This is a genomic window from Novosphingobium sp. BL-A-41-Hi4A-0G (assembly GCF_055521735.1).
Genome location: NZ_CM145501.1, coordinates 461,346 through 485,897 on the forward strand (window position 1 = coordinate 461,346; position 24,552 = coordinate 485,897).

Genomic DNA, 24,552 nt, shown 5'->3' on the forward strand with positions numbered 1-24,552 from the left:
TCGAGACGTACCAAAATATAATACAGCCGTGCGAACGGCTCAAGCCAAGATCAGTGACTTGGATTGAGGGCGAAAAGCAAAGCGCCTAGCAGCGGTAGAGCGAGCAAAGCCATGACGATAGCAGCTAGCGTGAGTGCGTCTTGGCTATCCTGCCGGTTCCACTTCAAGCGCGCGTCGATCCCCGGATCACCAGCCTGACCGGCACGCGCCGCCCGGAGCCTTCCGTACCGTTGATCTTGGCCAGCAGCTGTTCGACCATCAGCGTTCCGGCCATCTGGAAGTCGGGCTCGATCGAGGTGAGGGGCGGGGTGGACCAGGCACCGGCACGGATACCGTCGAAGCCAATGATGCCGATCTGATCGGGGATCGAAAACCCGCGCGCTGTCAGTTCCTTGAGCGCGCCAAGGGCCATCTCGTCGCAGACCGCGAAAATCGCGTCGAACGGCTCGCCGCTTTCGGCCAAGGCAATCGCAGCCCGGCGGCCCTGTTCTTCGCGGGCGAGACCGCTTTCGACCTGTTGCAGGCGGGGTTCGAGACCTGCAGAGCGCATGGCCTCGGCATAGCCTTCGTAGCGCTCCTGAAACTGGCGCTGGGGCGATGTGGCCGACCCGATGCAGACGATCTGCTTGTAGCCGCGCACCAACAGGTGGCGCGTGGCGAGAGTCGCGCCCGAGAGGTTGTCGCTGCGCACCCATGGCATGTCGTTGTCGGGCGAGCCCCAGCAGGTCCAATGGCTGCCTTCCGGCAGGTCGCGGAAGTAGTCCCATGCCTTGGTGTTGGTGGTGGTGCCGATGACGATCATGCCATCGGCCTTGCGGCGGTCCTGGAAGTGGCCCCAGAAGTTTTCCGGTGCATCCTGGAACGAGACCAGCGTCTCGTAGCCCTTGGCCGAGGCGGCGGCGCAAGTGGAGCCGAGCAGCGAGAAGTAGAAGGGATTGATGTCCTTGCGGTCCTGAGCCTCGCGGCAGATCATCACCACGGCGAGCGTGCCGGTGCGGCCCCGACGCAGGCGGGCGGCGTTCTCGTCGACCTGATAGTTCAGGCGACGTGCGGCTTCCATTACGCGCTGGCGCGTGGGTTCGCTGATCGAGGTGTCACCGGCAAGCGCGCGGCTGACAGTTGACTGGCTGACGCCTGCCGCTTCGGCCACGTCGAACGACGTTACGCGGATGATCTTTCTCTCGCCGGCCATGCTACCCCCAAGTCAGCTATCGCTTTAGCAGGATCGGCGTCAGCGGAAAGTGTCCTTGGCCTTGCGCAGGGCGGCAAATGTCTCTTCGGGCGACGATCCGCCCCAGCGAGCGGCCATGTCGGCATCGTCGGCGCGCAGGAAAGGGTTGGCGGCGAGTTCGGCGGCGAGGGTGGTGGGGACGGTCCATTCGCCACGCTCGCGCTTTTCGTCGACGCCTTGGGCATAGGCGGTGAGCGCCTCGTTGTCAGGATCGGCGAATGTGGCAAAGCGGGCGTTGGACTGGGTGTATTCGTGGGCGCTGTAGAGCGTGGTTTGGGCGGGCAGGGCCTTGAGGCGCGTGAGGCTCGCCCAGAACTGGGGCGAGGTGCCTTCGAACATGCGGCCGCAGCCGAGCGGGAACAGCGCATCGCCGACGAAGGCGACCGAGGCCTGGGGGAGGTGATAGGCGCAGTGACCCATGGTGTGTCCGCCGACGTCGATGACTGTGGCTGTGAAGCTGCCGAGCTGGACTGTGTCGCCCTGCGCCACGGTGCGATCCACGGCGGCGATCTTCCCGGCGTCATCCTCTGGCGCAATGACGGTGCAGCCGGTGGCGGCCTTGATCGCCTCGTTGCCGCCCGCGTGGTCGGGGTGCCAGTGGGTGTTCCATATCTGAGTGATGTGCCAGCCCTTGGCTTCGGCCTCGCGCAGATAGGCTTCCGCATCGGGTGTATCGATGCAGGCGGTCTCGCCGCTGGCAGGGTCGTGGACCAGGAAGCCGTAGTTGTCGGACAGGCAGGGGAACTGGTGGATTTGTAGCGTCATAGCGCCAGCTTAGCGCCGGACATCGGACAAAGCAAAAGCCCGCCCGGATTTCTCCGGACGGGCCTTGCTTTTGCTCGCTTAGAGGAAGCGAAGCGCTTGGCCGAGGGAGGCCCCGCCTGCGCGGGGGCGCAACCTTCGGTCGCGCTTACTGCTTCGCCTTCAGAGCGGCGCCGAGGATGTCGCCCAGCGAAGCGCCGGCATCCGACGAGCCGTACTGTTCCACGGCTTCCTTCTCTTCGGCCAGCTGGCGGGCCTTGACCGAGAAGTTCGGCTTCTTCGAACGATCGAAGCCGGTGACCATGGCGTCGAGCTTCTGGCCGACCTGGAAGCGGTCCGGACGCTGTTCGTCACGGTCGCGGCCCAGATCCGAGCGCTTGATGAAGCCGGTCGCGCCGTCTTCGCCAGCCTGCACTTCGAGGCCGCCATCGCGGACTTCGAGAACGGTGACGGTGACGACTTCGCCGCGACGCAGCGAGCCCGACGAGCTTGCCGAAACGCCACCAGCGGCCGGAGCACCCTTTTCAAGCTGCTTCATGCCGAGGCTGATGCGCTCCTTCTCGACATCGACGTCGAGAACCACGGCCGAGACCTGCTCGCCCTTGCGGTGCAGCGCCAGCGCGTCTTCGCCCGAGATGCCCCAAGCGATGTCCGACATGTGGACCATGCCGTCCACATCGCCATCGAGGCCGATGAACAGACCGAATTCGGTCGCGTTCTTGACTTCGCCTTCCACGGTCGAACCGACCGGGTGCTTTTCGGCGAAAGCTTCCCACGGGTTCTGCTGGGCCTGCTTGAGGCCGAGGCTGATGCGGCGCTTGTCGCTGTCGACTTCCAGCACCAGCACGTCGACTTCCTGCGAGGTCGAGACGATCTTGCCGGGGTGGACGTTCTTCTTGGTCCAGGACATTTCCGAAACGTGGACAAGGCCTTCGATGCCAGCTTCCAGTTCCACGAACGCACCGTATTCGGTGATGTTGGTGACGGTGCCCGAGAGCTTCGCGCCAACCGGGTACTTGGCGGCAACGCCATCCCACGGATCGCTTTCAAGCTGCTTCATGCCGAGGCTGATGCGCTGCGTATCCTGGTTGATGCGGATGATCTGCACCTTGACGGTATCGCCGATGGCGATGACTTCCGACGGGTGGTTGACGCGCTTGTAGCTCATGTCGGTGACATGGAGCAGGCCGTCGATGCCGCCGAGGTCCACGAACGCACCGTAGTCGGTGATGTTCTTGACCACGCCGTCGATGATCTGGCCTTCCTTGAGGTTCTGGATCAGGCCCGAGCGCTGTTCGGCGCGGGTTTCTTCCAGCACCGCACGGCGCGAGACGACGATGTTGCCGCGGCGGCGGTCCATCTTGAGGATCTGGAAGGGCTGCGGCATGTCCATCAGCGGGGTCACGTCGCGGACCGGGCGGATGTCTACCTGCGAGCCGGGGAGGAAGGCAACGGCGCCGTCGAGGTCGACGGTGAAGCCGCCCTTCACGCGGCCGAAGATCACGCCTTCAACGCGCTTGCCTTCGCCGAATTCGTTTTCGAGCTTGTCCCACGCAGCTTCGCGGCGGGCGCGATCGCGCGACAGCATGGCTTCGCCGTCGGCGTTCTCGACGCGGTCAACATAGACTTCGACTTCGTCGCCGACCGAAAGGCCGTGCGGCTGGCCGGGCGAGGCGAATTCGCGCAGGGCAACGCGGCCCTCGCTCTTCAGACCTACGTCGATGACGGCCTTGTCGTTTTCGATGGCGGTGATGGTGCCCTTGACGACGCGGCCTTCGAAGCCACCGTTGGCGGCTCCGCCAAGCGATTCGTCAAGCAGCGCGGCGAAATCGTCGCGCGACGGGTTGGTAGCCATATTCAAAGCTTCCTGTAACAAGTATCCCGGCCAGGCGGTTGTTTCCGCCGGTCTTTCCTCCACGAACCGCCCCATGCGGGCCGTGGGCCAAAAAGGGCCGAACCGCCCCCGGAGCCGAATGCTGGCGGAGGCACCCGCTCAACCAAAGGCCTGCGCGGACGCGCGGCGCTTAGGGGCAAAGGGTGGGAAAAGCAAGGAAAATGGGGGGATGGTATCTTAACCTGTTGGGCCAAAGACCTGTCAATCACCGCATGGTAGACTGATCTTCGGAGGACATTCGTCATGGAGCAGCCGGGGGTGTTCAGCTCATTTGCCGACAAGGCAACCGAGGCGCGCTACAACGAGACGGCGCGTACGCTGCGAACCCCGTTCGTGCGGCTCTATGCCGTGCTGTTCATGACCGTGATGCTGGCCTATTCGGTGGTCAATCCGCTCTATCTCGATCCGGTCGAGAATGCCCGTCTGGCCTTCTGGCTGGGCGTGGCGTTGATGACGACCGGCGTGTACATCGGCGCGACGTTCTGGAAGGACTACATTCGCCATCCGGTAGTCGACTTTGCCGCGTTGCTGGTCATTTCGCTGATCGTGGCGCGGATCAACTTCGTGCTGTTTGATCATCTCCTGCACATTCATGCCAGCCTCCACGCGGTCGGGGTGGTCAACCGCCTTGCGATCACTGCTTTTGCGGCAGTGACCCTTGCGGGTCGTCCACGCCTGTTTCTCGCGTGGCTTGGCTGCGATCTTTTTGGCTGGCTCGGCCAGATCATCCCCCAGCAGACTGCCGATGCCGCGCTGGTCTATGCCCTGCTGAGCTACTTCAGCGGCGCGCTGGTCATGGCGGCGATCAATCTGGCGGTGGGGCGGACGAGCCGCGCCGCGTTCATGCTGGCGGATTCGCTGGATGCGGAGCGTGCGCGCAACGAGGAGCTTGTGCTCAACATGCTGCCTCCGACAGCCGTCGAGCGCATCCGCACGGGGCAAATGGTGGCTGATGCCTATGCCGATGCCAGCGTCATCTTCATCGATATGGTGGGTTTCTCCAAGCTTACCAAGCGGGTCTCACCGGGGCATCTGGTCGAACTGCTCAATTCCTTCTTCAATCACGCCGATGCTTGCGCACGCGAGTTCGGGGTGGAGAAAGTCAAGACGGTGGGCGATGCCTATCTCGCCATAGCAGGCGGCAACGTGCCGAGCGGCAACAGCGCCGATGCGGCCATCGCCTTTGCGCGGGCCGTGCTTTCGGGCGTCGAGGAATTGAAGCGCGTGGCGGGTGTGGATGAAGTGGGCCTGCGCGCTGGCATCCACTCGGGACCGGTTGTCGGAGGCGTGATCGGTGCGACGCGCATGGCCTATGACTACTGGGGCGACACCGTAAACATCGCGGCGCGGCTTGAAGGCACGGCGGCCACGAACGGGATTGCGATTTCGGAAAGCACTTGGCTGCGCGCCAATGATCGCGGCGCATTCGGCCCGCCGATGATGATGACGCTGAAAGGCGTTGGCGAGACCTGCGTATTCCACGCCGTGGTCGACGAGGCCGATCTGAAGACGCGGGCGGCTGCGGCCTAGGCCTTCGCCGCTACCTGCTTCTCCACCAGCGCAATCGCCGTCGCCACCGCCATTTCCTTGGTCAGGTTCGACGTATCCAGCAGCGCTGCGCCCTCGGCCTGACGTAGCGGGGCTTCGGCGCGGTTGCGGTCGCGTTCGTCGCGGGTTTCTAGGTCGGCTTCGATTTCGGTGCGTTCGACGTCCTTGCCCAATTGCTTCATTTCCACCCAGCGGCGCATGGCGCGGGCGGTTACGCTGGCGGTGACGAAAAGCTTGGCGTGCGCCTGGGGGGCGATGACGGTGGCGATGTCGCGGCCATCCAGCACTGCGCCGCCGGGCTGGTTGGCGAAGGCCTGCTGGCGGGCGAGCAGGGCGGCGCGGACGGCGGGGTGGACCGAGACGCGGCTGGCGTAGCCGCCGGTCTCCTCGCTGCGCAGTTCGGGATCGTCGAGCAGGCTTTCGGGGAAGGCGCAGGCGGCTTCGGCCTGCGCCGGATCGTCAGGGTTGCCGCCGCTCAGGAACACCTGTCGCCCGACCGCGCGATAGAGCAGGCCGGTGTCGAGGTGAGGCAGGCCGAAATGCGCGGCGAGCGCCTTGGCGATGGTGCCCTTGCCCGAAGCGGTCGGGCCGTCGACGGCGATGATCACTTGGCATTACTCCGGTTGCGCAAGGCCTTGACCAGCCCCCATATCGCAATTGCCGCCCAGAAGAACTCCAGCACGAACGAGGCGGGGTTCATGTTGACCAGCAGCGAGACCGTCAGCAGCGCGGCGCCGAGCAGATTGACGCCGTGCTGGACGAAGGGGTTCGGGCGGTCGAGCTTGGTGGTGTAGGCATAGGCGAAGATGATGCAGGCGGTGCCGCAGAAACCTATCGCGTTTGCCAGGGTGTGACTGATCAAGCGCGGGCGCTTTCCAGCAGGCTTTCGAACACGGGGAAGCTGGTGGCGATGGGGCGGGTGTCGTCCACTTCCACGCCGCGTTTGCTGGCGATGCCGGCAATGGCCAGCGACATGGCGATGCGGTGATCGAGGTGGGTGACGACGCTGGCGCCCTCGGCGGTGCCGAGGAGGGGGGCGCCGCCGGTGCCATCGATGATCAGCCCGTCCTCGGTCTCGGTCACGGTCGCGCCGGCAAGTTCCAGCGCGGCGCGCATCGCGCTGATGCGGTCGCTCTCCTTGACGCGCAGTTCTTCGAGGCCGGTCGTGACGGTGCGGCCCTTGGCGAGCGCGGCGGCGACAAAGAGGATCGGGAACTCGTCGACCATGCTCGGCACCACGGCGGGATCGACGTCGATACCGGTGAGCAGCGAATGGCGCACACGCAGGTCGGCTACGGGTTCGCCACCGACATCGCGGCGGTCAAGCTCTTCGATCGAGCCGCCCATCAGGCGCAGCACGTCGAACAGGGCGGCGCGGGTTGGGTTGAGGCCGACGTTCTCGACCACGAGGTCCGAGCCTTCGACCAGCAGTGCGGCGACGACGAAGAATGCGGCGGACGAGGGATCGCCGGGGACGACGATGTCCTGCGGCTTCAGTTCCGCCTCGCCACGTACGCGGATCACGCGCGCACCATCGTCGGCAAGGTCCACCGTCAGCTCCGCGCCGAAGCCGCGCAGCATGCGTTCGGAATGGTCGCGGGTGGGGATCGGTTCGATTACCGTGGTCACGCCGGGGGTGTTGAGGCCTGCGAGGAGGATGGCGCTCTTCACCTGTGCCGAGGCGACGGGCAGGCGGTATTCGATCGGCACGGCGGGCGAAAGCCCTCGCAGCGTGAGGGGGAGGCGGCCGCCGGGGCTGGCGGTGAACTCTGCACCCATCGTCGACAGCGGATCGATCACGCGGCCCATCGGGCGCTTGGACAGCGAAGCGTCGCCGATGAACGTCGCGGTGATCGGGTGGCTGGCGACAAGACCCATGAGCAGGCGGGTGGAGGTGCCGGAATTGCCCATGTCGAGCGCCTGTTGCGGCTGGAGCAGCCCGCCGACGCCGACGCCGTGGACGTGCCACATGCCGCTGTCGTCGCGCGTGATCGTCGCACCCATCGCGCGCATGGCGGCGGCGGTGGAGAGCACGTCCTCGCCTTCGAGCAGGCCGGTCACCTTTGTCTCGCCCACGGCCAGCGCGCCGAGCATGATCGAGCGGTGGCTGATCGACTTGTCGCCCGGAACGCGGATGCGGCCCTTCAAGGGGCCGGTGGCGGTGAAGCGGCGGGGGCGCATCTGGGCGAGGTCGTGTGAGGACACGTAGAAACTCTTTCGGATCGGGGAGGCGGATAAAGCGCGCGGCTTTTGACAGCAGGGCGCGCCTATGGCAAGGCGCGCGCTCTCTTGATTCCGCGAGGGCGCGGACCCATCAAGCGTGCAGTTTCTCCGCCCGGGCAAAATCCTTCGCGCCGGGCCAGTCTTGAGGAAGTTTCATGGTCAAGCCGGAATGGGGCACCAAGCACAGCTGTCCGAAGTGCGGCACCCGCTTCTACGATCTGGGCAAGAGTGACCCGGTCACCTGCGTCGAGTGCAAGTATTCTTTCCACCCGGATCCGGTGCTCAAGTCGAAGCAGCCGATTCCGTACGAGGAAATCCAGAAGGACAAGGTCGATGTCGTGCCTGACGTCGATCTGGCCGACGAGGATCTCGACATCGACGAGGACGGCGATTCGCCGGACAACGACGTTGACCTTGGTGGTGACGACGATCTCGGCGTTGCCGGTCACGAAGGTGACGACGACGAAGTGTGAGCCTTTCGGGAGCCGGTCGAGTGATCGGCTCCCAAAAAAATCCGGTGGCTCGAAAAATGCTCTTGCCAGTGCCGAAAGCCTCTCTTAAAGGCGCGGCTCCCGGCGAGAGACACCCGCCGGAACGGTCTGCCTCCAGCGGCAGACTTGATGGAAATTGGGGCCTTAGCTCAGCTGGGAGAGCGCCTGCATGGCATGCAGGAGGTCAGCGGTTCGATCCCGCTAGGCTCCACCATCCACCTGAAAAGGCCGCCTTCGGGTGGCCTTTTTCGTTCCGGCCCTGCGTGACTGGCCACCGCTTCGTCGCGCCCTGATTGACGAAGATCACAGCCTTGCTAGCCTTGGTTCAACTAAGGGCCGCACAACAAGTCATAGCGATGGAACATCCAGCATGCGCGTGCCGCAGTCCCTTATTGTCGTCTCGATCCGGATAACTGCCGTTGTGGCAGCTTCTGCCCTGCTGGCGGGGCAGGCGTCCGCGCAGTTCGGGGGATTCAGCATTCCCTCGATCCCGCGCAGCACTTCGTCGGCGCAGAAGAGTTCGGACGGCTGCCCCAAGGGCAAGAGCAAGAGCGCAGGCTCGTCGATTCTCGGTGGGCTGATCGGCCAGAGCGTCGGCCGCGCGGCCAGCTCCGCAGGGGTTGGCAGCTACTTCCCCTCGGCTGAGGTCGCCGATACGCTGACCAACGCCATCGCCTGCCGTCTGGACCCCGAGGAGCAGAAGCAGGCGGCCGAAGCGACGGTTGAGGCGACGCGGGGCGAAGAGGTGGGCAGCAGCTCGTCATGGACATCAAACACGCGCGAGAATGTGTCCGGCACGTCGACGATCACCGAGCGCAACGACGAAGTGGCAGCGAACGGCACGGTCGGCCGCCAGTGCATCACGGTGACCGACGTGATCATCGTCAACGGTGAGGAGACAACTGCGAACAAGCGGATGTGCCGTGCGCCGGGCTCGGCACGCTACTCGCTGGCGGCGTGATGCGGCGCCTACTGCCGGTTCTGGCCCTGCTGTTGGCGACCGGGGCGACGAAGCCTGTCGTCATGGATCCGAAGAATCCGACCTGCCCGGAAAAACCGGATTGGGGCGTGGCGAAGGCTATGACGCTTACTCCTGCCGACAAGGGTGGCAAGCGGGTGCTGATCGCGGACGGGATCATCGATTCGCGGCTGCCCGAGCGGTTGAAGGCGGCGATTGATGCTGACGAGCGGATCGAGGAAGTCTGGCTCAAGTCTCGCGGTGGCGATGCCGAGGCGGGCAACCGCGCAGGCAAGGTGATTCGCTCCTACCCCGGGATGGTCACGCGCATTCCGGCAGGCTGGACCTGCTTTTCGGCCTGCAACTTCGTGTTCATGGGCGGCGACCGCCGCTTCGTGGAGCCCGGCGGGATGTTCATGGTCCACATGTTCACGCACACCGGTGACCGCGACGTCATCGAGATATCGGTCGACGAAGGCACCGAGGAGACGACGCGGCTGATCGGCGAGATCGAGCAGGCGAGCGCCTTGCTGGCGAGCGAGGACAACGACTTCCTCATCCGCATGGGCATCAGCCGCAAGCTCCTGACCGAGGTCATGTACAAGCAGCAGGCGGTCGCGACGAAGGAGAACCCCTCGACCCGCTACTGCCTGAGCCAGGATGAGGTGCGGAAGTACAACGTGGTGCCGGTGGAGAGGCCTGCGGGATGAAACCGCTTACCTCTTCAGCCCGATCTCGCGCAGGCGCTCTTGCAGGTAGTCATCGGCGGTGATCGACACCGGGTAGCGGTCCGGGTTTTCCGCAGTCACGCACTGGGGCAGCGTTTCGAAGCGGAAATCGCTCCGCAGGTGGAGGAAGAACGGCATCGAGTAACGGCTGAACTTCGCCCGCTCGCCTTCCGGGTTGCGCACGCGGTGGGTGGTGGAAGGCAGGACATGATTGGTCAGGCGCTGCAGCATGTCGCCGATGTTGACCACCAGCGCGCCTTCGGGCGGCGAGACGCCGATCCATTCACCTTCCCGGGTCAGGAGTTCGAGGCCTGCTTCCTCCGCGCCTAGGAGCAGGGTGATGAGGTTGATGTCCTCGTGCGCCCCGGCCCGGATGGCTCCGCCTTCGGCATCGGGCACCGGGGGATAGTGCAGCAGCCGCATGACCGAGTTGCCATCCTCGATCGCCGGATCGAACCAGTGTTCGTCCAGCCCCAGCCACACGGCGATTCGGGTAAGGATGCGTGCGCCGACGCGGTCGAACTCGGCATAGAGCGCTTCGAATGTCTCGCGGAAACCTTCGGGCTTTGCGGGCCAGACGTTGGGGAACATCGACATGGCCGCGAGCGGATGATCGGACGGCAGGTCGCGGCCGACGTGCCAGAACTCCTTGAGATCATGAAGCTTGGCACCCTTGGCGATTTCGGTGCCAAAGGGGGTGTAGCCGCGTGCGCCGCCCAGTCCCTCGACGAAGTAGCTGCGCTTCTCGTCCTCGGGCAGGGCGAAGAAATCGGCTGTGAGCTTCCAGGCGCGGGCGATCAGCTCGGCATCGATGCCGTGGTCGCGCACCATGGCGAAGCCGAAGGTACTGAAGCTCTCGCCAAGATCGCGGGAAAGTGCGGCGGGCTCGCTCTCGAGCGAGATCACCGGCAGGGTTTGCAAAGGCATTGTGTTCCAGTTCGCTCAATTGTCGCTATGGAAATCGCCTGTAACGGGATTCGCATGGGGTTTCATGACCAAAATCAACATCACTGACACGGCTGGCCGCAATCTCTGGCTGATGAAGTCGGAACCGGACGTCTATGGCTGGGACGATCTTGTCGCCGAGGGCGAGGGAACGTGGGACGGCGTGCGCAACCATCTGGCCGCGCGCAACCTGCGCACGATGCAGGCGGGCGACCTTGCGTTCTTCTATCACTCCAACATCGGCGTCGAAGTGGTTGGCGTGATCGTGATCAGCCAGGGCGGGCTGACCGATCCCACCGATCCTGAAGGCAAGTGGGCGGCGGTCAAAGTGAAGCCGGTGCAAAAGCTGCCGCAGACGGTCACGCTCAAGCAGATCAAGGCGACGCCGGAACTGCAGGAGATGGACCTTATCCGCCTTTCGCGACTGTCCGTGGGCGCTGTGCGACCGGACGAGTGGGCGCTCATCCTCAAGATGTCCGGCGCGCTCTGACGGGAACATCATCTGGTCTGAAGCGTAGTGTTCTCCGACGATGCAACAGATCAATTTGTTGATTATTCAAGGAGATTTGTCATGGGTGAACTGACTGACAGGGCCAAGGGCCTCGCCAACGAAGCTGCCGGCAACACCAAGCAGGCCATCGGCAAGGCGACCGACAATGCCCGCCTGCATGGCGAGGGCGTAGCCCAGGAACGCAAGGGCGAAGCCCAGCAGGTTGCGGGCAAGGTCAAGGGCGCGCTGGGCGACGACGTCTGAGCCACTGCGACCATGTTTTGACTGGCAAGCCGGTCACGGGAAGGCCGTCCGCTAGGGCGGCCTTTTCGTTTGGCACCGCTACTTGTCCCGAACAGGAACGGGTTGGAAAAATGTCGCGGCAGCGGGATACCGGATGGTGAATAAATCGTTAAGCTCGCGTCATGAGCACTTCGACAGCCAGCACCTTCGGATCATCCCGCCACCCGTTCCGGGCGTCGCTGCCGCGTCACGTGTTGCGCGAACTGCCCAGCTATGAGCCCGAGGTCATGGCTGCGATGAAGCGGGCCGAGACCATGCTGCGTGAGGCGGAGATCCGGTCAGAGCCGGTCGATCTCAAGCGGATCACCATGCAGGACCTGCGCGATTTCCTGATCGCCTACTGCGCCTGCTTCCTTGCGATCATGGTGTTCATCGCTTGAAGTTCTCGGGGCCTAAAGTTCTCTGGGCTTGAAACTCTCCGGGCCTGAGGCATCAGGCCGCAGCAGCACGTTCCGCCTTGTAGAGCAGGTAGCCGAGCCACGCCGAAACAACGCACATCGCCGCACCCAGCAACAACTGATCGACGATCGCAACGCCTGCCGCGCTGAGGCCAACCGCCAGCAGCGAGCCGATCACCATCGCGCCCGAATTGACGATGTTGTTGGCCGCAATCGTGCGCGCCGTTTCTGATTTGTCGACGACGGTGGTCAGGAACGCGTAAAGCGGAACCACGAACATGCCACCTGCGATGGCGATACCGAGAAGGCAGAGCAGCAGGGGCACGGCAAGCGGCTGGGCGAGGAACGTGGACACATCCATCAGGGGCATGTCCGGGTGGACCGTCCAGGCATCGCAAACCTGATGAAACGCGGCGATGAACAGGCCCATGACGATCACAGAAGCCGGCGAATAGCGCGCCGATACGGTTCCCTTGAGCAGAGCGTTGATCGACATCGAACCGATGGCGATGCCGACCGAGAACATCACGAGGAACAGGCTCGCCACTTCCTTGCTCGCCGAAAGCACATTCTTGGCGAGCGGCGGGAACTGGATGAACAGGACCGTGCCCACCGTCCAGAAAAAGCTGATCGCGACGATTGCCATGAACACCTGCCGGTGCCGCGTGGTGTTGCGGATCAGGCACCAGGACGAGGTGAAGACGTTGAAATCGATCTTCTGCGCCTCGACCAGCGGCGGGGCAGGGGGAACCTGCCTTCCCGAGAAATAGCCGATCAGCGCAGTCAGCACGACGCCGCCTGCTGCGACTTCGACCGGAATCCAGCCAGCAAGGATCGTCCCTGCGAGAATCGCGATGTAGGTGCCTGCCTCGACCAGTCCGGTGCCTGCCAGCACTTCGCCTTCATGGAGGTGCTGCGGCAGGATCGCGTACTTGATCGGGCCGAAGAACGTGGAATGCACGCCCATCGCCAGCAGGGCCGCAAGCATCAGCGGGATGGCGATCGCCTCGACTTCCATGCCGAGCCACGCGAGTACGAGCCCGGTGCCGCCGACCAGCATGATCGCAATCTCGCAAGCCTTGACGATGCGGATGATCTGCGCCTTGTCGCGCATGTCTGCGAGTTGTCCGGCGAGCGCGGAAAGCAGGAAGAACGGCAGAATGAACAGCCCGGAGGCAATGGCCGAGAAGCGCGCTTCGGCTGCTTCGGAATTATAGACGCTGTACACGACGTACAGGACCATCGCGTTCTTGTAGAGATTGTCGTTGAAGGCCCCCAGAAGCTGGGTGACGAACAGCGGCAGGAAGCGGCGCGTGCGCACCAGATGCGTCGATGTTGTCATTTACCTTCTTGCCAGCATCTGTCCTTGCCCGCACCCTTAGCCCGATGAGGCAGGCGGGCAAGTGCATTTCGATGGGACAGGTCCTAGTTGGCGAATGTTGCGATTCCGTTTGTCGTATTCCGGCGTTATGGCTGACGCGATGCTGACGCTGCCCAACCTGCTCACGCTGTCACGGATCGTGACCGTTCCCCTCCTGGCAGCTTTGCTGTGGTGGCCGGAATGGCGGCTGGGCTACGGCCTTGCCTTCGGGGTGTACTGCCTGATGGGCGTGACCGACTATTTCGACGGCTACCTTGCCCGGGCACAAGGCGCGGTCAGCAAGCTCGGCATCTTCCTCGATCCGATTGCCGACAAGATCATGGTCGCCGCCGTGATCCTCGTGCTGACGGCGCAAGGCATCCTGCGCGGGCCTTACGTGGGTGACATGCACGTGATCGCGGGGTTGGTGATCCTGCTGCGCGAAATCGCGGTCTCGGGCCTGCGCGAATTTCTCGGCGGCATTCAGGTCTCGGTCCCGGTGAGCCGCCTCGCCAAGTGGAAGACGACCTTCCAGATGATTTGTCTTGGTGCATTGATTCTGGGACAGGCTCTGCCGGAATGGCTTATGACTATCGGCACCTTCACGGTGAACGTGCCGCACACCGTGGGCCTGACCACCCTTTGGGCCGCGGCGGCGCTGACCGTGATTACCGGCTGGGACTACCTGCGGGTCGGCCTAAAGCACATGGATTGAGGCCGCGGCAATTGCTGATCTGTTAATTGCTAACCCTGCCTGCGATAATCTGCAGCACATTGCTTTGAACATCGCCCAACAGTCTTTCGCCCCACCACGCCATGTATTCCGGCAGGCGTGTCTTCATGGCGTAACGCGTAGTCAGACGGATTCTCGTGCGATCTCCAGCCAGTGGCTCGAGGTCGTAACCACCTGAGACGATGCGCAAGTTCTGCCCATCCGGCGCGATATGCCTGTCGGTGTGGTCTTGAAGGCTGCTATCTGGAAACGAGAATCGCCAGCGCATTTCCTTGCCGAAGCGCTCCGAGATAACTTGTTCTTCGAAATGGATGCCTTCGCCCCAGCGGGCATGCCGGACAATAGCTCCGTTGTCCATTTTGACCTGCGCATCTACCGGGCGGGGAATGCCCAGAATGTCGTGCGAGAAGGTCCAACGCCCTTCTCCGGACTTCACATGCCTGATCTCTATGAGTTGCGGCCACACATCCGATGGCTTTGCCGTGACAGTGATCTCCCGCACCACCTCACGCTCGGTCCAGACCGGGGGAGCCACGGTCTCGGCGATGACGAGAAAGGCGGGAAGGACTGTCCACGCTGCAAGCTGGAGACTGCTGTCATCATGCGTGTCATCCTGCGACGCGTCCCGCCTGTGCGTCCATATACTGGCCAAGGTACCGCCAATGGCTGCGGCAATCCAGATCGGCATGATCATCGCGATGCAGATCACGCCCTCACCGAAGATCAGGTACGCGACGAAGAGCAGCGCGATTACCGAAAGTGTAGGCCAGAGAAAACAACCCATCGTCTGATCGCGGTCGATGGTCTGGCCGACAAGCATGCCGAAGGCGAAAGGAATGCCGAGCAGCATGGCGATGCCGCCCCATGCCACTCCGAAATCCGGTCCATAGACCATCAGGGCGACGACGGAGACAAAGATGCCGATGGCGAGGAACGTCAGCTTGCGACCTCGCGCTTTTTCAACAGGAGGTTTGGGTTCGTCGTTCAACTGCCGCTACCCCACCCGCAACTCCTGAGCCAGCATCCGGAACTCCTCCGCGCGCGGGCTGTTGCGGCGCCATACGAGGGCGATGTCGCGCCAGGCGTGGTCGGCTTTCAGCGGGCGGGCGACGATCTGGGTGTCGTTGAGGATGCCGGCGTCGATGGCCATCTGCGGCAACATGGTAAGGCCGAGGCCATTGTCCACCATCTGCACCAGAGTGTGCAAGCTGGTGCCGATCATCGTGGCGCTGGCGCGCATTTCCGGGCGGTTGCAGGCGGCGAGCGCGTGTTCCTTGAGGCAGTGGCCGTCCTCGAGCAGCAACAGCCGGTTCTCGTCAATCATGTCAGCAGTTATCGAGAGCGGCGGATCGCGCGGGTCGTCCTTGGGGAAGGCGACGAACAGTTCGTCCTTGAACAGGATTTCGGTTTCCACCTCGCCGGTGGCGTAGGGCAGGGCGAGCAGGACGCAATCGGCACGGCCATGATGGAGGGACTCGATCGCTGCGGCACTCGGTTCCTCGCGCAGGAACAGCTTCAGTTGCGGGCGCTCCTTGCGCAGGCGCGGCAGGATGCGCGGCAGCAGGAAGGGCGCGATGGTGGGGATCACGCTCATCCGCAATTCGCCCGCCAGAGGTGCGCCGTGGCTTTGAACGAGTTCGGACAGTTCCTCTGCCTCGCGTAGCAGCCGGTGCGCCTTGGCGACGACCTGATTGCCCAGCGGGGTGAAGCGGACGACCCGGCGCGTGCGTTCCACCAGTGTCACCCCGAGCAGCGACTCGAGCTCGCGCAGGCCCGCAGAGAGTGTCGATTGCGAGACGAAGCAGGAATCCGCTGCCCGCCCGAAGTGCCCATGCTCGTGCAGGGCAACGAGATATTGCAGCTGCTTGAGCGTGGGCAGGTAGGTGCTCATCTGGGCTTATTCATCCACGTGAACGACAATTTCCGGCTCTGCGGAAGAGCCGCCGATATCATCGATATGCGCCATCTTCAGCTTGCCGTTTACCACCGCGAAGGCGAGCTTGCCCTCGACGAGTTCCAGCGCATCGCGGCCGAACTGCTCGAAGCGCCAGCCTTCGAGGATCGGCAGGTTTTTGCGCTGTCCGGCGGCCAGCAGTTCGAGATCATCGGTGCGGGCGAGCAGGCGCGCGGCAATGTCGATCTCGCGGCTGCGGATCTTGAGCAGCAGCTTGAGCAGGTCGGCGACCAGAGCGCCTTCCTTGCCCAGCGGCGCACCACGCGGCGTCTTGGGCGGCATTTCGGCTTCGGTGAGCGGCTTTGAATCCGCCAGCGTCTGCATCAGGCGGCGGCCAATGTCGTTGTCCTTCCAGCCCGTGGAGAGGCCGCGTACCTTGGCCAGATCGTGCTGGTCACGTGGCGGATGGCTGGCGATGTCGGCCAGCGTTTCATCGCGCATGATGCGTCCGCGCGGGATGTTCTTGTCCATCGCCTCGCGCTCGCGCCATGCGGCGAGCGACTTGAGGCGGCCGAGCACGGCAGGATTGCGGCTGGGCGCGCGGATCTTCTGCCACACGGTTTCCATGTCGGTCCGGTAGTTTTCCGGGTCCGCCAGCTTCTCCATCTCGATATCAAGCCATTCGCCGCGACCGGTCTTGATCAGGCGCTTCAGCAGCTTGGGGAAGATCTTGGAGAGGTGAGTGACGTCGCCGATAGCATATTCGATCTGGCGTTCGGTCAGCGGGCGGCGCGACCAGTCGGTAAAGCGCGCGCCCTTGTCGATCGACAGGCCAAGCCACGATTCGACGAGGTTCGAATAGCCGATCTGTTCGGACTGGCTGACCGCCATCATCGCGATCTGCGTGTCGAAGATCGGGTGCGGGGTCTTGCCGGTCAGGTTGTAGATGATTTCCACGTCCTGTCCGCCGGCGTGGAAGACCTTCAGCACATCCTCGTTCTCGCACATCAGGTCGAGCAGGGGCTTGAGATCAATGCCGGGCGCCAGCGGATCAATCGCTGCGGCTTCCTTGTCGTCCGCGATCTGCACCAGGCACAGTTCGGGCCAGTAGGTGTTCTCGCGCATGAATTCGGTGTCGACCGTGATGAAATCGGCCTTGGCCAGACGCTCGCACAGATCGGCCAGAGCGTCGGTCGTCGTGATCAGGGGATGTATCTTCATCGGTCTTTTCTGTATGGCGCGCCCAAAGGGCGGCCCGGTGGTGCTCCCGTCAGGGAGCGCGGCTTGACAAATGCGCGGCCATCGCCTGTTAGCCGCCCATTCCCCCTGCCCGATTGCAGACCGATTGGAAAGAGTTTCGATGCACCTTTATCGTTCCCATACCTGCGGCGCCCTCTCGCGCGGTGATGTCGGGCAGACCGTCCGTCTTTCGGGCTGGGTGCACCGCAAGCGCGATCATGGCGGCGTCCTGTTCGTCGACCTGCGCGACCATTACGGCATGACCCAGATCGTCGCCGACGTGGACAGCCCCGCGCTGCCGATCCTCGAAGCGCTGCGCGTGGAATCGGTCGTGACGATCGACGGCAACGTAAAGGCGCGCTCGGAAGGCACGATCAACGCCAACCTTTCGACCGGCGAGATCGAAGTCTATGCGCGCGGTGCCACGGTGCTTTCCGCCGCCGAAGAGCTGCCGATGCCGGTGGCAGGCGAGCAGGAGTATCCCGAAGACATCCGCCTGCGCTATCGCTTCCTCGACCTGCGCCGCGAAACGCTCCACGCGAACATCGTCACGCGCACCAAGGTCATCTCGGACATGCGCCGCCGCATGGAAGCGGCAGGCTTCACCGAGTATTCGACCCCGATCCTGACGGCATCAAGCCCCGAAGGCGCGCGAGACTTCCTTGTGCCAAGCCGCATCCATCCGGGCAAGTTCTATGCGCTGCCGCAGGCACCGCAGCAGTACAAGCAGCTGCTGATGGTGGCTGGTTTTGACCGCTACTTCCAGATCGCACCGTGCTTCCGCGACGAAGATCCGCGCGCAGACCGTCTGCCGGGCGAGTTCTACCAGCTCGACCTCGAGATGAGCTTCGTCACCCAGGAAGAAGTCTGGGAAACGATGGAGCCGGTGATCGGCGGCGTGTTCGAAGCTTTTGCCAATGGCCGCAAGGTCACGCCCACCGGCAGCTTCCCGCGCATTCCCTATGCCGAAGCGATGCTCAAGTACGGCTCGGACAAGCCTGACCTGCGCAACCCGATCATCATCTCGGATGTCTCGGAAGAGTTCACCCAGTCGGGCTTCGGTCTGTTCCAGAAGATCGTCGGCACCGGCGGCGTCGTGCGTCTGATCCCGGCCCCCGGCACGGCGGACAAGAGCCGCAAGTTCTTCGACGAGATGAACGACTGGGCGCGCGCCGAAGGCCATGCAGGCCTTGGCTACGTCACCCGCAAGGGCGGTGAGTTCGGCGGCCCGATTGCCAAGAACCACGGGCCTGAGAAGATGGCCGCGCTGTTCGACAAGCTTGGCCTCGGTCCGGACGATGGCTGCTTCTTCGCCGCTGGCAAGGCCGAACAGGCTGCCAAGCTTGCTGGCGCTGCCCGCACGCGCGTGGCCGATCAACTCGGCCTGATCGACAAGGACCGCTTCGAGCTGTGCTGGATCGTCGACTTCCCGTTCTACGAATGGGACGAGGAGAACAAGAAGGTCGAGTTCAGCCATAACCCGTTCTCGATGCCGCAGGGCGGACTTGAAGCGCTGAACACGCAGGATCCGCTGACGATCAATGCCTACCAGTACGATCTGGTCTGCAACGGCTACGAGATCGCATCGGGATCGATCCGCAACCAGTCGCCTGAAACGATGGTCAAGGCGTTCGAAATCGTCGGCCTGTCGAAGGCGGACGTCGAGGAGCGTTTTGGCGGCCTCTACCGCGCATTCCAGTACGGCGCACCGCCGCACGGTGGCATGGCAGCAGGCGTGGACCGTGTCGTCATGCTGATCTGTGGCGCTCAGAATCTACGCGAAATCACGCTGTTCCCGATGAACCAGCGCGCTGAGGACCTGCTTATGGGCGCGCCCTCTCCGGCAGCGCTCAAGCAGCTTCGCGAACTGAACATTCGCGTCGTCGAACAGACCAAAGGATGAGGCAGATGGGGCGCGCGGCGTGGTGATCCACAGCGCGCCTCTTGCCAGCGCCCTTCGCGTTGATTAGGGCGAACTCCGAAACAGAACACCAACGCTTTCCTTCGAAGGGGCATTTCATGAGCGATACCGCCGACCGCGTTAAGAAGATCGTTGTCGAGCACCTCGGCGTCGAGGCTGACAAGGTCACCGAAGAAGCCAGCTTCATCGACGATCTGGGCGCTGACTCGCTAGACATCGTTGAGCTGGTGATGGCGTTCGAAGAAGAATTCGGCGTCGAGATCCCCGACGATGCGGCCGAGAAGATCTCGACCGTGCAGGACGCGATCAAGTACATCGACGAAAACAAGGGCTGATCGCCCCTTTCCCCGTTTCGCCCTGAGCTTGTCGATGGGCTGCCCAAGGCGACAACGCCGGGCAGGGGAGGACTTCGGCAGGCTCAGCCCTATTTCAGGGGCTGGGCCTGTTTGCTTATTTTCCGGAGATTTCAATGCGTCGTGTCGTCGTAACCGGACTTGGCCTCGTCACCCCGCTGGGTGCGGACGTGGAAACCGTGTGGAAGAACCTGCTCGCCGGCAAGAGCGGGGCAGGGCTTATCACGAAGTTCGACACCAGCGACCAGAAGTGCAAGATCGCTTGCGAGGTGAAGCCTGCCGATCATGAGTATGGCTTCGATCCCGGCAAGCGCGTCGATCACAAGATCCAGCGCCAGGTCGATCCGTTCATCGTCTTCGGCATCGATGCCGCAGGGCAGGCACTCGAAGACGCCGGGCTTGTCGACATGGACGACGACCTGAAGATCCGCACCGGCTGCTCGATCGGTTCGGGCATCGGCGGACTTCCGGGAATCGAGAGCGAATCGATTGTCCTGCACGAAAAGGGCCCAGGTCGCGTTTCGCCGCACTTCGTTCACGGACGCCTGATCAACCTGATCTCAGGGCAAGTCTCGATCAAGTACGGCCTGATGGGTCCGAACCACGCCGTGGTTACCGCCTGCTCGACCGGGGCACACTCGATCGGCGACGCCGCGCGCATGATCAAGGACGGCGATGCCGACGTGATGCTGGCAGGTGGTGCGGAAGGCACGATCAATCCGCTCGGCGTCGCCGGCTTCGCACAGGCCCGCGCGCTCAATTGCAGCTACAACGACCGCCCGACCGAAGCGAGCCGTCCCTATGACAAGGACCGCGATGGATTCGTCATGGGCGAAGGCGCTGGCGTCGTAGTGCTCGAGGAATACGAGCACGCCAAGGCACGCGGCGCGAAGATCTACGCCGAAGTCGTCGGCTACGGCCTGTCGGGCGATGCCTATCACGTCACCGCGCCGCACCCCGAAGGCAAGGGTGCCGAACTCGCCATGCGCATGGCGATGCGCAAGGCCGGGATGGAGCCGGGCGACATCGACTACGTCAACGCCCACGGCACTTCGACGATGGCCGACACCATCGAACTCGCCGCCGTGAAGCGCGTTCTGGGCGATGACCTGTCGGGCGCTTCGATGAGCAGCACCAAGTCTGCCATCGGGCACCTGCTTGGCGGTGCTGGCGCCGTCGAGACGATCTTCTGCATCCTTGCCATCCGCGACCAGATCGTCCCGCCGACGCTCAACCTCCACAACCCTGACGAAGGCACCGAGGGCGTCGATCTCGTGCCGCTCGTGGCCCGCCCGCGTAAGGTCCGCGCCGCGCTGAACAACTCGTTCGGCTTTGGCGGGACCAATGCCAGCGTGATCGTCAAGGCGCTGGAAGACTAAGGAAAGCAAGCGATGGCCCGCCGTCGTCGATCAAGGCTGCCGCTGTTTGCGGCAGCCTTTGTCCTGCTGGCCGCCGCCGCGTGGCTGGTCGGGGGGTGGTACTCTGCAGGACCGCTCGAACAGCAGATCGAATTTGACGTGGGCGAGGGCGAAGGGCTCAGCGCTCTGGCCGATGACCTGCAGACGCAGGGTGCAATCGGCTCAGCAACGGTGTTCAAGCTGCGCGCAAAGCTGCTTGGCGGTGGCACCGAGATCAAGGCCGGCTCCTTCCTGATCCCCAAGCGTGCCAGCGAGGCGACGGTCCTTGAAATCCTCAAGGGCGACAAGGTTATCCATCGCCTTATCACGATCCCGGAAGGCATGCCCTCGGTGCTCGTGGCGGAGAGGCTGTCCGCCAACAAGGACCTCACCGGTACGATTTCCGCACCCGAGGAAGGCTCCGTCCTGCCTGACAGCTATGACTGGCAGAAGGGCGAACCGCGCGCCGCCGTGCTCAAGCGGATGCAGGCGGCGATGGACAAGACGCTGGCCGAACTCTGGGCCAAGCGCTCGCCCCGTACCGTCGCCAAGACACCGCAGGAAGCCTTGATTCTCGCCTCGATCGTCGAGAAGGAGACCGGCAAGCCCGAAGAGCGGCGCATGGTTGCAGGGCTCTATTCGAACCGTGTGCGCAAGGGCATGCTGCTCCAGGCCGATCCGACGATCATCTACCCGATCACCAGGGGCAAGCCGCTCGGCCGCCGCATCCGCCAGTCCGAAATTCAGGCCGTCAACGGCTACAACACCTACACCATGGTCGGCCTGCCGAAGGGGCCGATCACCAATCCGGGGCGCGATTCGATAGCAGCGGTGCTTGATCCTGCCGAAACCGAAGCGCTGTTCATGGTGGCAGACGGTACTGGCGGCCACGTCTTCGCCGACACTCTGCAGCAGCATAATGCCAATGTCGCCAAATGGTTCGCCCTTCGCAAGGCACGAGGCGAACTCTAGTCTGCACGGATATTTGGTCCGGAACGGAAAGAAGTTTCTCCAAATTAACCCAATAACGGTATAAGTCCCTTTACGGAGGCATGAGGGTTTGACTTCGGTCTGCCCGGATTTCCGAGGAACATTCCGGCTTTGCCGAGCGGCACGTTTTACATGCCATTTCGACTGTGCCGAATGTTCCCGCTTTCGCTATGCAACCGGCAGCCATCGTGCGAGAGCGGAGTTCGTGCAGCAAGCCAACCCCAGCGCCGCGCCGTTGATCGTCACGGCAACATTGCCGCCTGACCTTCAGGCCTGGACCACGCGCCTGCGCGACGCTCACTATCCGCCAGAACGCAATCACCTCGCTGCCCACGTCACGCTGTTTCACGCCTTGCCGTGGCGCCTGGAAGAAGAAGCACGTGCATTGCTTTCCACACTTGCCGCATCCACTCCGCCAGTTGCGGCGCGATTGTCGGGCGTCATGGATCTCGGTTCCGGCACGGCACTGCGCATCGACAGTCCCGATCTGACGCTGCTCCGTGCGGGAATCGCGCACCACTTCCATGGCATGCTCGGCGCTCAGGACAGTCACGAGCCGCTTCTCCATGTGACAGTCCAGAACAAGGTGATGCGCAAGGAGGCATGGGCGCTTCAGGATGAGCTTGGCGCCCTGATCCAGCCCCGCGCCTTTGCCTTTGCAGGCCTTGCCCTGCATCGCTATCTGGGCGGCCCGTGGGATACCGTCGCCCGGTGGACCTTTCGCGGCACGTCGCGCCGCAGAACCTGATCGAAGGACTGGCAGGACAACCATGACCGCACCCGAATGGTACGCAAAGGGACGCGAGCACGTCTGGCTGCCCTACACCCAGATGAAGACGGCGCGTGCGCCACTGCCGGTTGCATCCGCGCAAGGCATGCGTCTCAAGCTCACGGACGGTCGCGAACTGATCGACGGCATTTCCAGCTGGTGGGCCTGCGTGCACGGCTACCGTCACCCGCATATCGAGGCGGCGGTCAGACAGCAGCTTGAAACCTTGCCGCATGTCATGCTCGGCGGGCTCGCGCACGAACAGGCCTATACGTTGGCGCGACGCCTGGCCGGGTTGCTGCCCGGGGACCTGGACCACGTTTTCTTCAGCGATTCCGGCTCCGTTGCCGTCGAAGTCGCGATGAAGATGGCGGCCCAGTTCTGGCTCAACCGGGGTCAACGCCGCGTGAAGTTTCTCTGTTTCCGCGGCGGATATCACGGTGATACCTTCGCCACAATGAGCGTGTGCGACCCTGACGAGGGCATGCACAGCCTGTTCAAGGGCGCGCTTCTGGAACAGGTCGTCGTCGACCTGCCGAAGGATGCAGCGGGCGAGGCCGCGCTGGACGAACTGCTCGACCGTCATCAAGGAGAGCTGGCAGGAATCGTCGTTGAGCCGCTGGTGCAGGGGGCAGGGGGCATGGTTTTCCACGATCCCTTCACGCTGCAGGCCCTGCGCCGCCTTGCCGATGCGCACAATCTCCTGCTGATCTTCGACGAGATATTCGTCGGCCTCGGCCGCCTCGGCGATGCAATGTTCGCATGCCAGATTGCCGGGGTGCAGCCCGATGTCGTCACGCTGTCAAAGGCGCTGACTGGCGGAACCCTGCCGCTCGCCGCCACCATCGCCAGCAAGCGCATTCACGAAGGCTTTCTGTCCGACGATCCGCTGCATGCGCTGATGCATGGACCGACCTACATGGGCAATGCCATGGGCTGCGCCGCCGCCAATGCTTCGCTCGACCTGTTCGAGAGCGAACCGCGCTTGGCGCAGGCCCGCGCAATCGGCGCGCAACTCGAACGCCAGCTGGCCCCGGCGCGCAACCTGCCAGGCGTAAAGGACGTGCGCGTGCGAGGCGCGATCGGCGTGATCCAGCTCGATCGCACAGCCCCTGCGGACCGGCTTTCAGCAATCTGCATTGACCATGGCGTCTGGCTCCGACCTTTCCGCGATGTCCTCTACACCACCCCGCCGCTCATCGCCGACGAGGACGACATAACCCGCATCACCACCGCCATGCTCGCCGCCACGCGCGGTCTTGGCGAGACGAATGCTGCCTGACCGAAAGTCCCGGCGAAAAAGGGTTGCCTAGCCCCCCACTGCTGGCTAAACGGCGCGCCTGCCCAAGGGGCATGCCGCTTTAGCTCAGTCGGTAGAGCACATCATTCGTAATGATGGGGTCACGTGTTCGAGTCACGTAAGCGGCACCATTTTCCAAGTTTTGATAGGGTTTTTCGCCGGCTGCCGCTGATAGGGGGCGAATTGCCGTCTTGATCGGATCGACCGGCTATCCGCCCTGCTTGAGCACGTTGTCCGATTGTCCCGTGTCGAAAATCTACAGGGATCCAAGTCGGATCCCGTATCGCTGCGGCGCGCGCCCCGGCTGCCGTCGCCAAGATCGGGGTCAGCGTGACGTGAGGCGATCTGGCCGCCGCCACCACTTGCTTGCTTCCGGCTTGGCCAGGATCTTTGGCGCGGCGGTGAGGCAGGGGGGGCACCAGGTTGCAGGTGTGTCCTTTCTCTGCCGCCGCAGGCAAGCGCGATGCAACGGCAATTCCGTCGGGTTCTTTGGCGAATACCCAAACTCCTTGCTCGCCATGTCATACTCTCGGAAATCGTCTCGGTTGATCGCTGCGCCCAGGCGGGATCAGAAGATGATCCTTCAAGGCTGGTTCTGCGTCACGGTACAAAATCGGCACCTTTG

General features: G+C 63.5%; 25 protein-coding genes and 2 tRNA genes. 16 read left to right on the forward strand and 11 right to left on the reverse strand.

The window, feature by feature from the left end:
- Positions 1 to 163: 163 nt before the first annotated feature.
- The 3 genes from ACZ1JX_RS02425 to rpsA all read right to left on the reverse strand — a co-directional run bounded on the left by ACZ1JX_RS02425 (position 164) and on the right by rpsA (position 3,848).
- A complete protein-coding gene (locus tag ACZ1JX_RS02425) occupies positions 164 to 1,192 on the reverse strand; it encodes a LacI family DNA-binding transcriptional regulator (RefSeq protein ID WP_465125219.1) in 1,029 nt (342 codons plus the stop codon).
- Positions 1,193 to 1,231: 39 nt separating this feature from the next.
- Complete coding sequence (gloB, locus tag ACZ1JX_RS02430) at positions 1,232 to 1,996, reverse strand: hydroxyacylglutathione hydrolase (protein WP_465125220.1); 765 nt, start codon at positions 1,994 to 1,996, stop codon at positions 1,232 to 1,234.
- Positions 1,997 to 2,141: 145 nt separating this feature from the next.
- Positions 2,142 to 3,848: a 30S ribosomal protein S1 gene (gene rpsA, locus ACZ1JX_RS02435; RefSeq protein WP_465125221.1), complete on the reverse strand. Its 1,707-nt coding sequence runs from the start codon at positions 3,846 to 3,848 to the stop codon at positions 2,142 to 2,144.
- Between the two features lie 282 nt (positions 3,849 to 4,130).
- On the opposite strand from rpsA, the gene ACZ1JX_RS02440 reads away from it, so the two are divergent.
- Positions 4,131 to 5,417, forward strand: coding sequence for an adenylate/guanylate cyclase domain-containing protein (locus tag ACZ1JX_RS02440; protein WP_465125222.1), 1,287 nt, complete (start codon positions 4,131 to 4,133; stop codon positions 5,415 to 5,417).
- On the opposite strand, the gene ACZ1JX_RS02445 is transcribed toward ACZ1JX_RS02440, so the two are convergent.
- From ACZ1JX_RS02445 to aroA, 3 genes are read right to left on the reverse strand one after another with little or no spacing between them, the layout of a single operon-like run.
- On the reverse strand, positions 5,414 to 6,043 hold the full coding sequence (locus ACZ1JX_RS02445) for a (d)CMP kinase (protein ID WP_465125223.1): 630 nt from the start codon (positions 6,041 to 6,043) through the stop codon (positions 5,414 to 5,416). The two genes, ACZ1JX_RS02440 and ACZ1JX_RS02445, sit on opposite strands and share 4 nt — an antisense overlap.
- A complete protein-coding gene (locus ACZ1JX_RS02450; protein ID WP_465126338.1) occupies positions 6,040 to 6,294 on the reverse strand; it encodes a CBU_0592 family membrane protein in 255 nt (84 codons plus the stop codon). The genes ACZ1JX_RS02445 and ACZ1JX_RS02450 overlap by 4 nt, the downstream gene beginning before the upstream one ends.
- Positions 6,294 to 7,616 (reverse strand): 3-phosphoshikimate 1-carboxyvinyltransferase, encoded by a 1,323-nt coding sequence (gene aroA / locus ACZ1JX_RS02455; RefSeq protein WP_465126339.1) that lies wholly within the window; start codon positions 7,614 to 7,616, stop codon positions 6,294 to 6,296. The genes ACZ1JX_RS02450 and aroA overlap by 1 nt, the downstream gene beginning before the upstream one ends.
- A 197-nt stretch (positions 7,617 to 7,813) precedes the next feature.
- Here aroA and ACZ1JX_RS02460 point away from each other — a divergent pair, with 197 nt between their 5' ends.
- The 4 genes from ACZ1JX_RS02460 (at position 7,814) to ACZ1JX_RS02475 (ending at position 9,817) form a co-directional block, all read left to right on the forward strand.
- Positions 7,814 to 8,131 carry an FYDLN acid domain-containing protein gene (locus ACZ1JX_RS02460; protein WP_144901896.1) on the forward strand — a complete coding sequence of 106 codons (318 nt, stop codon included), beginning with the start codon at positions 7,814 to 7,816 and terminating at the stop codon, positions 8,129 to 8,131.
- Positions 8,132 to 8,287: 156 nt separating this feature from the next.
- Positions 8,288 to 8,363: transfer RNA gene (locus tag ACZ1JX_RS02465), tRNA-Ala, on the forward strand.
- 207 nt (positions 8,364 to 8,570) lie between these two features.
- Complete coding sequence (locus ACZ1JX_RS02470) at positions 8,571 to 9,110, forward strand: hypothetical protein (RefSeq protein ID WP_465125224.1); 540 nt, start codon at positions 8,571 to 8,573, stop codon at positions 9,108 to 9,110.
- Positions 9,110 to 9,817: a COG3904 family protein gene (locus ACZ1JX_RS02475; RefSeq protein ID WP_465125225.1), complete on the forward strand. Its 708-nt coding sequence runs from the start codon at positions 9,110 to 9,112 to the stop codon at positions 9,815 to 9,817. The genes ACZ1JX_RS02470 and ACZ1JX_RS02475 overlap by 1 nt, the downstream gene beginning before the upstream one ends.
- Before the next feature lie 6 nt (positions 9,818 to 9,823).
- Here ACZ1JX_RS02475 and ACZ1JX_RS02480 read toward each other — a convergent pair whose 3' ends face one another.
- Positions 9,824 to 10,762, reverse strand: a complete 939-nt coding sequence (locus ACZ1JX_RS02480; RefSeq protein ID WP_465125226.1) for an isopenicillin N synthase family dioxygenase — start codon at positions 10,760 to 10,762, stop codon at positions 9,824 to 9,826.
- Positions 10,763 to 10,826: 64 nt separating this feature from the next.
- On the opposite strand from ACZ1JX_RS02480, the gene ACZ1JX_RS02485 reads away from it, so the two are divergent.
- The 3 genes from ACZ1JX_RS02485 to ACZ1JX_RS02495 all read left to right on the forward strand — a co-directional run bounded on the left by ACZ1JX_RS02485 (position 10,827) and on the right by ACZ1JX_RS02495 (position 11,953).
- Positions 10,827 to 11,270, forward strand: a complete 444-nt coding sequence (locus ACZ1JX_RS02485) for an EVE domain-containing protein (RefSeq protein ID WP_465125227.1) — start codon at positions 10,827 to 10,829, stop codon at positions 11,268 to 11,270.
- Positions 11,271 to 11,351: 81 nt separating this feature from the next.
- Positions 11,352 to 11,534: a CsbD family protein gene (locus ACZ1JX_RS02490; protein ID WP_465125228.1), complete on the forward strand. Its 183-nt coding sequence runs from the start codon at positions 11,352 to 11,354 to the stop codon at positions 11,532 to 11,534.
- Between the two features lie 161 nt (positions 11,535 to 11,695).
- Positions 11,696 to 11,953 carry a hypothetical protein gene (locus tag ACZ1JX_RS02495; RefSeq protein WP_465125229.1) on the forward strand — a complete coding sequence of 86 codons (258 nt, stop codon included), beginning with the start codon at positions 11,696 to 11,698 and terminating at the stop codon, positions 11,951 to 11,953.
- Between the two features lie 52 nt (positions 11,954 to 12,005).
- On the opposite strand, the gene ACZ1JX_RS02500 is transcribed toward ACZ1JX_RS02495, so the two are convergent.
- The gene (locus ACZ1JX_RS02500; RefSeq protein ID WP_465125230.1) at positions 12,006 to 13,313 is read right to left on the reverse strand and encodes an MFS transporter; all 1,308 of its coding nucleotides are present in this window, start codon (positions 13,311 to 13,313) and stop codon (positions 12,006 to 12,008) included.
- A gap of 139 nt (positions 13,314 to 13,452) precedes the next feature.
- Between ACZ1JX_RS02500 and pgsA the strand changes: the two genes are divergently transcribed.
- On the forward strand, positions 13,453 to 14,046 hold the full coding sequence (gene pgsA / locus ACZ1JX_RS02505; protein ID WP_465126340.1) for a CDP-diacylglycerol--glycerol-3-phosphate 3-phosphatidyltransferase: 594 nt from the start codon (positions 13,453 to 13,455) through the stop codon (positions 14,044 to 14,046).
- A 22-nt stretch (positions 14,047 to 14,068) separates the two neighbouring features.
- Here the strand turns inward: pgsA and ACZ1JX_RS02510 are convergent, their stop codons facing one another.
- Genes ACZ1JX_RS02510 through rnd form a run of 3 tightly spaced genes read right to left on the reverse strand, consistent with a single transcriptional unit; the run spans position 14,069 to position 17,179 of the window.
- Entirely contained in the window at positions 14,069 to 15,052 is a 984-nt protein-coding gene (locus tag ACZ1JX_RS02510; protein ID WP_465125231.1) for a hypothetical protein, read from the reverse strand.
- Positions 15,053 to 15,058: 6 nt separating this feature from the next.
- Positions 15,059 to 15,955, reverse strand: a complete 897-nt coding sequence (locus ACZ1JX_RS02515; RefSeq protein WP_465125232.1) for a hydrogen peroxide-inducible genes activator — start codon at positions 15,953 to 15,955, stop codon at positions 15,059 to 15,061.
- Positions 15,956 to 15,961: 6 nt separating this feature from the next.
- The gene (gene rnd / locus ACZ1JX_RS02520; protein WP_465125233.1) at positions 15,962 to 17,179 is read right to left on the reverse strand and encodes a ribonuclease D; all 1,218 of its coding nucleotides are present in this window, start codon (positions 17,177 to 17,179) and stop codon (positions 15,962 to 15,964) included.
- Positions 17,180 to 17,318: 139 nt separating this feature from the next.
- Between rnd and aspS the strand changes: the two genes are divergently transcribed.
- The 7 genes from aspS to ACZ1JX_RS02555 all read left to right on the forward strand — a co-directional run bounded on the left by aspS (position 17,319) and on the right by ACZ1JX_RS02555 (position 24,058).
- Complete coding sequence (aspS, locus tag ACZ1JX_RS02525) at positions 17,319 to 19,100, forward strand: aspartate--tRNA ligase (protein WP_465125234.1); 1,782 nt, start codon at positions 17,319 to 17,321, stop codon at positions 19,098 to 19,100.
- 116 nt (positions 19,101 to 19,216) lie between these two features.
- A complete protein-coding gene (locus tag ACZ1JX_RS02530) occupies positions 19,217 to 19,453 on the forward strand; it encodes an acyl carrier protein (RefSeq protein WP_168853306.1) in 237 nt (78 codons plus the stop codon).
- A gap of 134 nt (positions 19,454 to 19,587) precedes the next feature.
- Entirely contained in the window at positions 19,588 to 20,850 is a 1,263-nt protein-coding gene (gene fabF, locus ACZ1JX_RS02535) for a beta-ketoacyl-ACP synthase II (protein ID WP_465125235.1), read from the forward strand.
- 12 nt (positions 20,851 to 20,862) lie between these two features.
- Complete coding sequence (gene mltG, locus ACZ1JX_RS02540) at positions 20,863 to 21,840, forward strand: endolytic transglycosylase MltG (protein ID WP_465125236.1); 978 nt, start codon at positions 20,863 to 20,865, stop codon at positions 21,838 to 21,840.
- 223 nt (positions 21,841 to 22,063) lie between these two features.
- Complete coding sequence (locus ACZ1JX_RS02545) at positions 22,064 to 22,606, forward strand: 2'-5' RNA ligase family protein (protein WP_465125237.1); 543 nt, start codon at positions 22,064 to 22,066, stop codon at positions 22,604 to 22,606.
- Between the two features lie 22 nt (positions 22,607 to 22,628).
- Entirely contained in the window at positions 22,629 to 23,909 is a 1,281-nt protein-coding gene (locus ACZ1JX_RS02550) for an adenosylmethionine--8-amino-7-oxononanoate transaminase (protein WP_465125238.1), read from the forward strand.
- A 73-nt stretch (positions 23,910 to 23,982) separates the two neighbouring features.
- A tRNA-Thr gene (locus ACZ1JX_RS02555) sits at positions 23,983 to 24,058 on the forward strand.
- Positions 24,059 to 24,552 lie beyond the last annotated feature (494 nt).